Here is a 13752-nt window from a genome sequence, read left to right as displayed (position 1 = left end):
CCGAACACGGAAGTTAAGCTCTTTAGCGCCGATGGTAGTTGGGGGCTTCCCCCTGTGAGAGTAGGACGTCGCTTCGCTCAAAAAGTCGCTGCTGATTTAGTCAGTAGTGGCTTTTTTAATGCAAAAAATCAAGTACGCAAATCATTATGAAGTAATTGAAAAACCCATAAAAATTAAATCAAAGAATGCATCCTAAAAAAAACTTTTCGGATACTTTCTTTGGTTTTTTTGCTGTTAAAATGAAGGGTTCTGACATAGAAAGCGATTTTATAAGAAAGTGTCACTCTCTCCCGGATACCCGTGCATATCCATGGCCGTTTCAGGGGCGTTGAAAACCAGGTATTTTAAAAGCCAATTTCATTTCGCAGTTCCAATATATATTTGGAACTGAGGCAACTTGTGTTCCCACGCCGGAACAACCTTTTTATTTGATCCCTTTGCAGCCTTATGGATTTTTGATGCCATTCTTTTGCGAGCGGATATGCAGAATTCACCCGTCTCTTCGGAAAAGATGGCCACATTTAACCCTTCTTCTATAAAGATCCTCCCGCGTTCGGCAACCTTCATGTATTTTCAAAAAGTATTCTGATCCTAATTAATTGACTGAAGGAAGGAAATAAGCGGGGTTTTTCCAGTTAAATTCGGCAAGATCTCCATTTCAGGGGTGCATAAGGGGAGTTTTTCCGACTATGCAAATCAAAACCTTCCATTTTTCTGCTTTTCGAATCAATAGGCGGAATCTCTCCGTCTATTTCGGCGATTTTCCATTTTATTTTCCAGTTAAGCGGAATTACTCCGTTTATTTATTAGAATGGTTGCTTTGCTTAACCGCTTAACCGCTCAACGTGATTTCCCAACCCCAGATCGAAAAGAGCAGATCCTGTTCATCTAGGTTATGGGCAGCAACCTCTTTTTCCCGTCTTACCAGTTCGCTCTAATAAGCTTCGATTGCTTTGGGGATATGGCTGTGCTCTCTTTTCTTCTATGCCGTTGATTTACGTTTCAGCGGATGTTTTCCGCGGGCACGGCTCTAGCCCCATCCGTCACATTTCATGATTTTCTGGCAGGGGCTAAGCTAAAAGTTTATTAGTGCAGCTATAAAACTTAAAAATCCCTTCCACCAAATCACTTTTAATACTTAATAAAAGTAAATTGACTGCTGCAGTTTCAGATGATGAGAAGATTTTATGGAGGTAAATTTAATTGGCTTATCATTTGAAGCATTAGCAGTCGGTTTCAATCGAGTATCGCTATGTTATTTATAGAACAAAAGAAACAGGATTTCCTTGAAAAACTTTACATAAAAATTAGAGAGGATATATCTTTAAAGAAAAACTTCGGCTAAAATATAAAATATAAAGTCAGGGACATATCCCTAATTCCTGAATTATTACAGTACTTAGAAGCTAATATGTTGGAAATGCATATGTATACACATGGCGACTTTATTTTAAATATCGCATTTTTATATTGATGCCGTAAATTAAATTCCTTCTCAAAAGGGTTTGAAATTATAAAGCAAAATATTGGAGGGAGCAATATGACAGCACCATTTTTGACCGTTGCCGATGTACGATTAATTGAGCAGCAAGTAAATAAAATACTACGCGCAAAGTTAACATCGACTGACCAGAAAATTGTCACTGCCGTGCGAGGGCTTGCGATTACAGAGCTAAAAGACAGATTGACGCATGTAAATGAGGACATCATTAAAGAAGTGGAAATTGTTGAAGACAGTATTGGCGCAGAGTTATTTGTTCAAAGCTTAAAGTCTTATACGATCCCGTTTAAACCGGTTTCTGACAAAGGTCTTCAAAAGCTTTTCAAAAAAGATAAAAAGTTGAAGCTGCCTAAACTAGAGACGGTTGATTGGCAAGAAATCAGTTATCTTTCTTGGCTGGACAAAGGAACAAACCGTCAATACATCGTGCTTGAAAAAGAAGGCGAGTATACGGCATTGCGCGGAGTTGTGGAAGCACATACGCCCATTAAAGGTATCTGTGCCATTTGTAATCATCATAGTGCTGTGCATTTGTTTACAGCTACGGTAAAGGGCAATGGCGATAACTATACATCTTACAGTAATTACATATGCGAGGATGTGCAGCTATGCAATAAAAATGTTAGCGATTATGCAAAACTGGAGGATTTTGTAGCACGAAATTTAGTGTAAAAATAAAAGTCATCGTAAATGATGGCTTTTTATTTTGGGAATTTCCCCTCTTTTTGACAGTAAAAGTAAAAAGAATTAGGAGGAGGGATAAAGCTATGCGAAAGATTGCTTATAGTTTAGCTGCCGTATTGTTACTGACTGCCTGCAATAGCGAAAATGCAAGTAAGCCACCAATAGAGGGACAATCGAAGCAGGAGGTTGTACAGATGAATGAAGCATTGATAGGCGAATGGCAAGGAAAGATTGAAAGTCCCCAGTCGCCCCTTGAAATCATATCAAATCTGGAAAAGGAAAACGGGACTATTTCGGTGCCGGCACAAAATTTAAGTGAATTTCCTTTTGAATCGATACATTATAATAATGCCGATGCCGAAATTGAAATCGATTGGCGGACTCGTTAATTAAAGTCGCCAGAACACTGAAGGACGACAAAATAGAGGGTTATTCAGGAAAAATGGGCAATCATTCCTAATCACCTTAAAACCCTCTACAGAAGGTGCTGTGCCTATGGGCGGCTGGTTATTCCAGTAGCGGACGGAGCTCTTAAAGCGGCTTTACAAATGCCGGAGCAGCTTACCGGAGAGCTTGGCGGAGCAAGGAATTGCATCAATCCGATTTGATAAGCGGGGGATTGGGGACAATACTGCGCTTATTAAAAAGGAAGAGGATTTGACGTTTAATATGTATGTGGAAGACGTAAAATCGATTATTAACTATGCGAAAAAAGAGGGACGCCTTACTGCAATCCATTTACTTGGCCATAGCGAAGGTGCATTAATTATAACAATCGCAGCACAACGAAATGAAGTAGATTCCCTAATCTCGATAGCATACGCCGGTAGACCAGCCGATGAAATATTAATGGAGCAACTGGCGAAGAGCTTACCGCCGAACTTATTGCTGGAATCCGAAAAAGCGCTTCGAAAATTAAAGGCAGGGCACAAGGTGGAAAGTGTGTCGGCAGAGCTGCAATCATTATTCAGGACTTCTGTTCAGCCATATATAATTTCCTGGCTGAAGTATGACCCGCAGCAGGAAATAAACAATGTGAAAGCGCCAATCCTTATTATTCAAGGAAAAAAGGATATACAAGTGACAGAAACAGATGCAAAAAACCTGCAGGCAGCAAATGACAAAGCTGACATACATTATTTTAATAAAATGAATCATGTATTAAAGGACATAGAAGGAAATCGCGAACAAAATATTGCCAGCTATTCGAACCCAGAGTGGCCATTGGCGAACGGTTTAGTGGATGAAATCGCCAAATACGTTAAGTAAATGGCTTAGCAGGGCAGCTTTACCGAACTTAAAATGAAGGAATTTTCTCGTTTTTCCTGAAAAAATATAATAAAAAGTAAAATATCCGAATTATTTTAATAAACTACTTGTATTAATGAAAATCGTTGCTATAATAAGAAATGTACGAAAGAAGATAGCGTACATAACGTTATAATAGTAGCGTTCCGAAGTAGCTCAGTTGGTAGAGCATCCGGCTGTTAACCGGCAGGTCGCAGGTTCGAGTCCTGCCTTCGGAGCCATTTTTTTTTTGCCTTTTTTATATAAAGAAATGAACAATAAAAACTTTCTCGAAAAAGTTTATAAAAAGGGCTTGCACTATGAAAAGAATGATGATATTATAAATCTTGTCTTAAAGAGAACAATAAATTGTTATAATATGGCCCGTTGGTCAAGTGGTTAAGACACCGCCCTTTCACGGCGGTAACACGGGTTCGAATCCCGTACGGGTCACCAATTTAAGGCTTCATAAAAAAATAAAGCAGTAACACTCGTTATGTATGGAGGATTAGCTCAGCTGGGAGAGCACCTGCCTTACAAGCAGGGGGTCGGCGGTTCGAGCCCGTCATCCTCCACCATCTATTTTTAACAGTGTTGCATCATTTGTCGGAGGGGTAGCGAAGTGGCTAAACGCGGCGGACTGTAAATCCGCTCCTTAGGGTTCGGCGGTTCGAATCCGTCCCCCTCCACCATCTATAAAATGTTTGGGGTATAGCCAAGCGGTAAGGCAACGGATTTTGATTCCGTCATGCCTAGGTTCGAATCCTAGTACCCCAGCCATTTTTTTATTTTTTATGAGCCATTAGCTCAGTTGGTAGAGCATCTGACTTTTAATCAGAGGGTCGAAGGTTCGAGTCCTTCATGGCTCACTTTTATTTTATAAATTTAGAAGTGTACTTAAATAGAAAATTCTAATCCTTTACTTAACATAGCTAAGTAAAGGATTTTTTGCATATAAAAAGGGAAAATCGTTTAGGAAATCGAAATTTCAATATAAGGATGAGCAGAGAAGAGATGAGAAAAAAACAAAATCAATGACATGTTAGGGGATGCAGAGATGATGAATAAAAAAATTTCAATTGTAGGGGTGCCATGCGATTATGGTCAACAACGACGCGGAGTGGATATGGGACCAAGTGCAATACGATATGCGGGCTTGCAGCAGCGCTTAGAAAATCTTGGCTTTGAGGTTGAAGATGAGGGCAATATTCGGGTAATCGAGCGCAATGCGACAGAGCAAAAGGATGAAAAGCTTCTAAATTTGGAAGAGGTTATCAAAGTGAATACGGCGCTTGCCGAAAAGGTGCATGACGTTGTGAAAAAAGATTGTACACCACTTGTATTAGGCGGCGATCACAGTATAGCGATAGGCACGCTGGCAGGGCTTTCGATGAAATATAAAAATTTAGGCGTTATTTGGTTTGACGCGCACGCAGATTTAAATACGCCTGAAACGACGCCCTCCGGCAATATTCATGGAATGCCCCTTGCTACGAGTATAGGACTTGGACATAAAAGGCTGACATCCATTTTACATGCGGAGCCTAAAATCAAGACCGAAAATATCGTCATTATTGGCGGTCGTTCCATAGATGAAGGGGAACGTGAATTGATAAAAACACGCGGGATTAAAATTTATACGATGCATGAAATCGATCGTTTAGGGATGACATACGTAATGGAAGAGACGATGAATTACTTTAAGCAAAAACAAGTGGATGGGCTCCATTTATCGCTCGATTTGGATGCGTTAGATCCTTTATATACGCCAGGAGTGGGGACGCCTGTGCCAGGAGGAATTACATATCGCGAAAGTCATTTGGCAATGGAGATGATTCAGGAGTCGGGTTTACTTACGTCGGCGGAATTTGTGGAAGTGAATCCGATATTGGATGAGCGAAACAAAACAGCGGATGTAGCGGTTGCACTAATTGGCTCCTTATTTGGTGAAACTTTAGTATGATTATTTTGAAAAAATCGAAAGGCCGCTATGAAATTTGTTATAATAAGGACACATATTTTTCAAGTGGAACAAAAAACTTTTTAAAGAAAATGAAACCTTTCATGAAACAATCCGTATATATATAACAGCTGAAAAGGTGGAGAGGAAAGACAAATGGATGCGTTAGTAAATAAAAGAATAAAGCAAGTGCTTAAAGGTGATCAAAACGCATATGCCGACATTGTTAACCTCTACCAGCACAAGCTGTATCAAGTGTGCTATCGGATGCTTGGCAATAAGCAGGAAGCGGAAGATATCGCACAGGAGGCATTCATACGTGCCTATATTAATCTACATTCGTATGATCAAAACCGGAAATTTTCGACATGGCTTTATCGGATAGGAACGAATCTTTGTATAGACCGTATTCGCAAAAAGAAGCCGGACTATTATTTGGATGCGGAGGTAGCCGGGACAGAGGGGCTGGATATGTATTCGCAGATTGCGGCAGATGAGCAATTGCCGGAAGAAGCGGCCTTGCAGATGGAGCTTCAGGACCGTATACAATATGAGATCAGTCGCCTTCCCGACAAGTATCGCTCGGTCATTGTTTTAAAATATATTGAAGAGTTATCGCTTCAGGAAATAAGCGAGATTTTGGATATGCCGCTAGGTACAGTTAAAACGCGGATTCACCGTGGCCGTGAAGCGTTAAGAAAGCAGTTAAACAATTTGTAGGAGGAAGATACGCATGAAAACGTGTGCATCAGAATTCGTGGATTATATGCACGAATATTTAGATGGTGATATTAGTCGTGAGCATGAACAATCATTGAAACAACATCTCCAAACATGCCCGGATTGCCAACAACATATGCATGAATTAAGTGACACGGTTGCGTTTATCAAGAGTGCAGCGCATATTACTGCCCCTCCGCGCTTTGAGGATCAAGTAATAAGTCGTTTACCGAAACGCAAAAGTTCTGTCGGCATAAAACGTTGGTTCCGTCAGCATCCCGTACTTGTTGCTGCCGCAGTGTTTTGTTTATTCATGAGTGCCACAATGCTAGGCAGCTTCCCGAATGACAACCAATTTTCTGTGACAAAACAGCCGAATTTAGTTGTTGAGGGGCAGACGGTGACGGTTCCGGCTGGTGAAGTCGTGAAAGGCGATATCGTTGTGAAGAACGGCGATATCATCATTGAAGGCGAAGTAGATGGAAATGTAACGGTTATTAATGGCAACTACATGGCATCTACAGCGGTTGTTACAGGACAAGTAGAGGAAATCGACGAAATGTTCGAGTGGCTATGGTATAAAATCAAGGACGGTTTTAATGAGTTAATGACCGTTTTCGGCAAATAGCAGTGCATAAGTTTTTTCTTGAATAATGTGAAACTTTTTTCGGAAAAAAGACGTTCTATTTAGGGAAGTAAAGTCTACTCGTTTGGGTAGACTTTTTTCTGTTAGGAAAGTTAATCAGCGCCCGAATTGTGCTATACTAAAGGCAATATGGATTAGCTATTAAAGGTGGGGGATGCCACATGCAAATAATTGAACAATTTACAGACATTGCTGCTGTAGATATGATTTTTAAAGTATTGGACGTACTGCTCGTATGGTACGTAGTTTATAAAGCATTAACCCTCATTAAAGGAACGAAAGCCGTTCAATTATTAAAAGGGTTGCTCATTGTTGTTTTGGCGAAATTTGCCACGTATGTGTTTAGATTGGACACCCTGGATTGGCTGCTGCAGGAAGTGATTGAATGGGGTTTTTTGGCGATCATCATTATATTCCAGCCGGAAATTCGCCGGGCTCTTGAACAAATAGGCCGCGGCAAGCTCTTCCAGCGTACAAACAGCCAGCAGGAAGATGAGCAGACGCGCTTAATCGAGGCGATGAAAAAATCCGTAAGCTATATGGCCAAACGTCGTATCGGTGCGTTGATTTCGATTGAAAAGGATACGGGCCTGAATGAATACGTGGAAACAGGCATTAAGATGGATGCCGCGATTTCTTCGGAATTAATGATTAATATATTCATCCCGAACACGCCACTTCATGATGGGGCAGTCATTATACAGAAAAACCAAATTTCTGCATCAGCCTGCTATTTGCCATTATCTGAAAGTGCGTTTATTTCCAAGGAGCTTGGGACACGTCACCGGGCAGCACTTGGATTAAGTGAAGTGACAGATGCCATCACAATCGTAGTATCAGAGGAGACGGGTGCGATCAGCATTACAGCAAACGGCAATCTGCACCGCAATCTGACTATTACAGAATTTGAAGAGCTGCTGCGTAAAATGTGGTTTGGCCCTGAGCAAGATTCTAACTTAGCTTCTAAGTGGACTTGGGGAGGGAAAAAGAATGGATAAAATATTCGATAGCTCATGGATGCTGCGTTTAACAGCTTTATTTTTAGCCGTTGCTCTCTTCTTTTACATTCAAGCAGAGGAAAAGCGACTCGCGGAATCTGGCTCATCCAACGAAGCCGATGTTATAACAAATGTACCATTGGAAGTGTACTATGATTCCGACAATCTGTTCGTCACGGGGTTACCGGAAACGGTCGATGTGAAAATTTCAGGTCCTAAAACAATCGTTATGACAACAAAGCTGGAAAAGGATTTCAAGGTGTTTGTCGATTTAAACTCATTGTTAATTGGCGAACATAGCGTTACAATACAGCAAGAAAACTTTTCTGAAAAACTAAATGTTTCAATCGAGCCAAGATTGGTCAATGTTTCAATCGAGGAAAAGATTACAGAAGAGTTTCGTGTTGAGCCCGAGATGAATAATCGACTTGTAGCGGAAGATTTCGTCGTAAATAGAATGAACGCAGAACCGGCGAGAGTGGCGGTTACAGGTGCAAAAAGTGTGATTGATAACATAAGCTATGTAAAGGCGACCGTAACAGGCGAGAAAAACTTGAAAGAGTCGTTTGAGCAAGAAGCTACTGTGAAGGTGCTGGACCGTGATTTAAATAAGCTTGATGTGCGCATAAGTCCAGACAAGGTCAAGGTGAAGGTCGACATTAATGAATATAGTCGTGAACTCCCGATTACAATCGATGAAATTGGGGAACCAGTAGAGGGGCTTACGATTGAAAAGCTGACTTCGGAAACAGACAGCATAACAGTTTACGGTACAAAGGCGGTAGTGGATGCATTGAAAGATGTTGTCGTAGAAGTCGACCTTGCAAAAATTACAGAGTCTGGCTCATATGATATTGATATTGCCATTCCTACAGGCGCCACAAAATTATCAAAAGATAAATTGACGGTGCATGCAGAGGTAGCCGGCGAGCCAGTACAAGAAGAGGAAAATGACAGTGAAGTCGATGCGGATGCTAGCGTTGATGATGCAGAGGGAAACTAATTACGGATAAAACAATCGATCCGCATTAAGTGGTAAATTTAAAAACGTATGCAATTTCAAGCGTTGAAGGAGAGAAAAGTAATGGGTAAATATTTCGGAACAGATGGCGTCCGCGGTGTCGCTAACAGTGAGCTAACACCGGAGCTCGCGTTTAAACTAGGTCGCATTGGCGGCTATGTGCTGACGAAGGATGCTAAAGATCGCCCGAAAGTATTGATTGGACGCGATACACGTATTTCTGGGGAAATGTTGGAAGGCGCACTTGTTGCAGGTCTTCTTTCGATTGGTGCAGAAGTAATGCGTTTAGGTGTCATTAGTACACCAGGCGTTGCATATCTTACACGTGTCATGAATGCCGAAGCGGGGGTTATGATTTCGGCATCGCACAATCCTGTCGCAGATAACGGCATTAAATTTTTCGGTCCGGACGGCTTTAAATTAACAGATGCACAAGAAGCGGAAATCGAAAGCTTGATTGATGCAGAGGAAGATACATTGCCACGCCCTGTAGGTGCTGATATTGGTTCGGTAACAGACTACTTTGAAGGCGGACAAAAATATATTTCATACTTAAAACAAACAGTCGATGAAGATTTCGAAAGCTTGCATGTTGCATTAGACTGTGCACACGGTGCGACTTCATCATTGGCTACGCATTTATTTGCGGATTTAGAGGCGGATATTTCAACAATGGGCGCTTCACCGGACGGGCTTAATATTAATGAGGGCGTCGGTTCAACACACCCTGAAAAGCTGGCGGCATTTGTAGTGGAGCGCGGTGCACATGTTGGGCTAGCGTTTGATGGAGACGGAGACCGTTTAATCGCTGTCGATGAAAATGGCACGATTGTAGATGGCGACCAAATTATGTTCATCATCGGCAAGCATTTGCATGCAAAAGGCCGTCTAAACAAAGGCACGGTTGTGTCTACGGTTATGAGTAATATGGGCTTCTACAAAGCGTTGGAGGACCACGAAATGACAAGTATCCAAACAGCGGTTGGTGATCGCTATGTTGTCGAGGAAATGCGTGCAAACGATTATAACCTAGGTGGCGAGCAATCAGGCCATATCGTATTTTTGGATTATAATACGACAGGTGACGGCCTGCTTACGGGTATTCAATTGGTAAGCATTATGAAAGCGACTGGCAAGAAGCTTTCTGAACTTGCAAGCGAGATGACGATTTACCCTCAAAAATTAGTGAATGTGCGCGTTACGGATAAGCATGCTGTTACACAAAACGAAAAGGTAGCCGCAGTTATCGCTGAAGTAGAGGCGGAGATGGCGGGCAATGGCCGTGTACTAGTACGCCCTTCAGGTACGGAGCCTTTAGTGCGTGTCATGGTGGAAGCGGCTTCTGTGGAGGCTTGTGAAAATTATGTCAACCGCATTGCCGATGTTGTACGCACGGAAATGGGTTTAGCTGAATAAATTGAAGAATAAGGCACCGGGAGCGATGAATTAACATTGCTTTCGGTGTTTTTTGTGATGGATTTTCTAATAACCGGCTTAATAGTTCTAATAAAATTAAAAGAGGGCTAATAAAAAGCCGTTCTTCTAATAAAAGTGCCCGATGTTCTAAAATGTTATCCATTTATTAAAATATCCATGTGAAATTTTCTAATACCGAATGCAACTCTTCTAATATCATCTCCAATTGTACTAATAAAAGGATACCTGTGATTAACTCAAAACGACACAACATCCTTTTTACCGCTTAAACCCACTTATAAATTTTACCGATCCAATGAATACTTAAACTGATTTAATAAAAGAACCTAACGCATGTAAATATGTTTCATTTTCAAGAATTATGGGAAACGATATAAAGTATCCTAATAAGACGAAGGAGTGTTTTACATTGGCTAAAATTGCAACATTAATTACGGATAAGTTTGAAGATGTGGAATTCACAAGTCCGAAAGAGGCGCTAGAAGCTGCAGGGCACACACTTGTAACGATCGATAAAGAAGGCAATAAATCGGTTACAGGAAAAAGAGGCGAGGCAACGGTTCAAATCGATAAAGGTGTAGCAGATGTGAATCCCCAAGATTTTGATGCATTATTTATCCCGGGTGGCTTCTCGCCGGATTTACTGCGCGACGATGATCGTGTCGTTGCATTTGCAAAGCATTTCATGGATGAGATGAAGCCCGTATTTGCGATTTGTCATGGACCACAACTGTTAATTACAGCGAAGTCATTAGAGGGACGAGATACGACAGGGTATAAATCGATTAAAGTCGATCTGGAATATGCAGGTGCAAAATACCATGACGAGGAAGTATTCGTTTGCCAGAAACAATTAGTGACAAGCCGCACACCGGATGACTTGCCTGCATTCAACCGCGAAATCGTAAAATTATTGGCAGATAAAGGGCTGTAATCATGCTCTTTGCATAATATAGAAAATAGCGAGTATCCCGTTTTGTTCTTGTATATTTGGTGAAGACTAATAATCGGCGAGGATGTTGAATTCCTGCCGATGAATGCTTCACCTCATGTGCAAAACGGGATATTTTTCTATGAAGCGCTTACAATCTGCCTGAAGGATTGACGATGAATTTGTTTATGTGTATGATGTAAATGCTCATGAAAATGAAGATTTCATAAGCTGCGCAAAAAGGAGTGGAAAATCGCGCATAAAACAAAATCGGAAAAACAATAATAGCGCCAGAGCTAAGGAAATCGAGCGGACAAAAATCCTTAGCTGACGAGGTGGAGGTTTATCGAAAATTCGGCGGATGCCTCCCGATCGCACATGCCCGGTTGTAACTTTCGTTTTAAAACAGGAAAGCAATTTTCTGCACAGAGGAACGAAACGGCATTCCAATTAAAAATAATGACAAGCTACATCACCTTTTTAAGGCAGGAATTACAGTGATATGTGGAAGTTTTGCTAAACGAGAGCAAACAACACCAATTCCTAAATTGCGCATTGCAAAAAAAGGCGGGTTTCGTAGCCTGCTTTCGTATTGTCAAAATGTGCTTTGATGTAGCAAATGCATCGGAGGAAATCGGATTATGTGTGGAATTGTAGGATATAACGGCGTATTGGACGCAAAGGAAATTTTATTAAAAGGCCTGGAAAAATTAGAATACCGCGGTTACGACTCTGCAGGGATTGCTGTGCACAACGAAGAAGGCGTGACAGTATTCAAAGAAAAAGGCCGTATTGCGGATTTGCGCAAAGCGGTTGACGGCGATGTGGAGGCAGCTGTAGGGATCGGTCATACACGCTGGGCAACTCACGGTGTGCCAAACCGCCTAAATGCTCACCCTCATACAAGTGCATCAGGTCGCTATACATTAGTGCACAACGGGGTAATCGAAAACTATCATTTATTGCAAAAAGCCTACTTAAAAGGCATTCGAATGAATTCTGATACAGATACAGAAGTAATCGTGCAATTAGTCGATTTATTTGCAAAAGAAGGCTTATCAACATTGGAAGCATTCCGCAAAACATTATCATTATTGCATGGCTCTTATGCATTGGCGCTTTTGGATAATGAAGATGTGGAAACAATCTACGTGGCAAAAAACAAATCGCCGTTATTGGTAGGTGTTGGCGAAGACTTCAATGTAATCGCATCTGACGCAATGGCGATGCTGCAAGTAACAGACCAATTTATCGAGCTGCATGATAAAGAAGTCGTTGTTGTACGCAAAGATAAAGTGGAAATTTCAAAATTGGATGGCCGCACTGTAGCACGGGAGCCATTTACAGCTGAGCTGGATGCTTCCGATATTGAAAAGGGCACATACCCGCACTATATGCTAAAGGAAATGGATGAGCAGCCAACTGTCATCCGCAAAATTATTCAAGCCTATGAACAAGGCGATGATGTAACGGTCGATGCTGATATTTTAAACGCTTTGGCCGAGGCAGACCGTTTATACATTATTGCGGCTGGCACGAGCTACCATGCCGGGTTGATCGGCAAGCAATATTTCGAAAAAATTGCACGTATTCCAGTGGAAGTGCATATTTCAAGCGAGTTCGGCTACAATATGCCGCTGCTATCGAAAAAGCCTTTATTCATCTTCATTTCACAATCAGGCGAAACAGCAGACAGCCGCCAAGTGTTAGTGAAAATCAAAGAGCTGGGCTACAAAGCATTAACAGTGACAAATGTGCAAGGCTCAACACTTTCACGTGAAGCGGATTACACATTGCTATTACATGCCGGACCGGAAATCGCCGTTGCTTCGACAAAAGCATATGTCGCACAGGTCGCTGTTTTGGCGGTAGCTGCATATGCAGTCGCAAAACAAGCGGGTGTTGCGCTTGATTTCGACCTAAAACAGGAGCTCGCAATTGTCGCAAACGGCATCCAAACAATTATCGATTCAAAAGACGATATGGAGCAAATTGCCGAAGATTACTTGAAAATCGCGCGCAACGCCTTCTTCATCGGCCGCAACATGGACTTCTGTGTATCGCTGGAAGGTGCATTAAAACTTAAGGAAATCTCGTACATCCAAGCGGAAGGTTTTGCTGGCGGCGAGTTAAAGCACGGCACGATCGCATTAATCGAAGAAGGTACACCAGTCTTTGCTTTAGCAACACAAAAAGATGTGGCACTTAACATTCGCGGCAACGTAAAAGAAGTTGTGGCGCGCGGTGCCAATGCATGCATCATTGCAATGGAAGGCATGGAGGAAGAAGGCGACCGTCTAGTCATCCCTTCTGTACACGAACTGTTAACACCGCTCGTATCGGTTGTGCCATTGCAGCTGATTAGCTACTATGCAGCACTTCACCGCCGCTGCGATGTGGATAAACCGAGAAATCTGGCTAAGAGTGTTACGGTTGAGTAGGATTGGGGTTTAGGGTGTTGTAAATGTCAGTTTGAAATAAAGCTAAAGTGTTTATAAAAAAGTCGTACCGCATTGAAAAAAGTTTAACCATTTATAAAAAAGATGAACCGGAATTTCCTATCTCTA

11 protein-coding genes, 6 tRNA genes and 1 rRNA gene are annotated in these 13752 nt (G+C 41.7%); all 18 read left to right on the top strand.

All coding sequences use genetic code 11. From position 1 onward, the window contains the following. Window positions 1-77: ribosomal RNA gene (rrf, locus tag ACTHOQ_RS16890) — 5S ribosomal RNA — on the top strand; the annotation flags it as partial. Window positions 78-1540: 1463 nt separating this feature from the next. Then, a complete protein-coding gene (locus ACTHOQ_RS16885) occupies window positions 1541-2173 on the top strand; it encodes a FusB/FusC family EF-G-binding protein (protein ID WP_440497310.1) in 633 nt (210 codons plus the stop codon). A gap of 95 nt (window positions 2174-2268) precedes the next feature. Continuing rightward, entirely contained in the window at window positions 2269-2574 is a 306-nt protein-coding gene (locus ACTHOQ_RS16880) for a putative periplasmic lipoprotein (protein ID WP_440497309.1), read from the top strand. 184 nt (window positions 2575-2758) lie between these two features. Next, window positions 2759-3454 (top strand): alpha/beta hydrolase, encoded by a 696-nt coding sequence (locus ACTHOQ_RS16875; RefSeq protein WP_440497308.1) that lies wholly within the window; start codon window positions 2759-2761, stop codon window positions 3452-3454. 184 nt (window positions 3455-3638) lie between these two features. Next, window positions 3639-3714, top strand: a tRNA-Asn gene (locus tag ACTHOQ_RS16870). A 139-nt stretch (window positions 3715-3853) separates the two neighbouring features. Then, a tRNA-Glu gene (locus ACTHOQ_RS16865) sits at window positions 3854-3928 on the top strand. Window positions 3929-3974: 46 nt separating this feature from the next. Then, window positions 3975-4050: transfer RNA gene (locus tag ACTHOQ_RS16860), tRNA-Val, on the top strand. Between the two features lie 30 nt (window positions 4051-4080). Further along, a tRNA-Tyr gene (locus tag ACTHOQ_RS16855) sits at window positions 4081-4164 on the top strand. A gap of 13 nt (window positions 4165-4177) precedes the next feature. Further along, window positions 4178-4252 (top strand) — tRNA-Gln (locus ACTHOQ_RS16850). A gap of 16 nt (window positions 4253-4268) precedes the next feature. Continuing rightward, a tRNA-Lys gene (locus ACTHOQ_RS16845) sits at window positions 4269-4341 on the top strand. A 191-nt stretch (window positions 4342-4532) separates the two neighbouring features. Continuing rightward, window positions 4533-5435 (top strand): arginase, encoded by a 903-nt coding sequence (gene rocF / locus ACTHOQ_RS16840; protein WP_440497311.1) that lies wholly within the window; start codon window positions 4533-4535, stop codon window positions 5433-5435. A gap of 153 nt (window positions 5436-5588) precedes the next feature. Next, the gene (gene sigW / locus ACTHOQ_RS16835; RefSeq protein ID WP_440497307.1) at window positions 5589-6152 is read left to right on the top strand and encodes an RNA polymerase sigma factor SigW; all 564 of its coding nucleotides are present in this window, start codon (window positions 5589-5591) and stop codon (window positions 6150-6152) included. Between the two features lie 13 nt (window positions 6153-6165). Further along, on the top strand, window positions 6166-6780 hold the full coding sequence (locus tag ACTHOQ_RS16830) for a zf-HC2 domain-containing protein (RefSeq protein WP_440497306.1): 615 nt from the start codon (window positions 6166-6168) through the stop codon (window positions 6778-6780). 179 nt (window positions 6781-6959) lie between these two features. Next, window positions 6960-7796 carry a diadenylate cyclase CdaA gene (gene cdaA / locus ACTHOQ_RS16825; RefSeq protein ID WP_440497305.1) on the top strand — a complete coding sequence of 279 codons (837 nt, stop codon included), beginning with the start codon at window positions 6960-6962 and terminating at the stop codon, window positions 7794-7796. Then, entirely contained in the window at window positions 7789-8799 is a 1011-nt protein-coding gene (locus tag ACTHOQ_RS16820) for a CdaR family protein (protein ID WP_440497304.1), read from the top strand. Before cdaA ends, ACTHOQ_RS16820 begins: the two co-directional genes overlap by 8 nt. Window positions 8800-8880: 81 nt before the next feature. Beyond that, the gene (glmM, locus tag ACTHOQ_RS16815; protein ID WP_440497303.1) at window positions 8881-10233 is read left to right on the top strand and encodes a phosphoglucosamine mutase; all 1353 of its coding nucleotides are present in this window, start codon (window positions 8881-8883) and stop codon (window positions 10231-10233) included. Window positions 10234-10663: 430 nt separating this feature from the next. After that, complete coding sequence (locus ACTHOQ_RS16810) at window positions 10664-11188, top strand: type 1 glutamine amidotransferase domain-containing protein (RefSeq protein ID WP_440497302.1); 525 nt, start codon at window positions 10664-10666, stop codon at window positions 11186-11188. A 638-nt stretch (window positions 11189-11826) separates the two neighbouring features. After that, the gene (gene glmS, locus ACTHOQ_RS16805; protein WP_440497301.1) at window positions 11827-13626 is read left to right on the top strand and encodes a glutamine--fructose-6-phosphate transaminase (isomerizing); all 1800 of its coding nucleotides are present in this window, start codon (window positions 11827-11829) and stop codon (window positions 13624-13626) included. Window positions 13627-13752: the final 126 nt, after the last annotated feature.

Source organism: Solibacillus silvestris (assembly GCF_051967575.1).
Taxonomy (GTDB): Bacteria; Bacillota; Bacilli; order Bacillales_A; family Planococcaceae; genus Solibacillus; species Solibacillus silvestris_B.
Note: the sequence above shows the minus strand (reverse complement) of the source record. Positions and strands in the feature narration are given on the sequence as shown.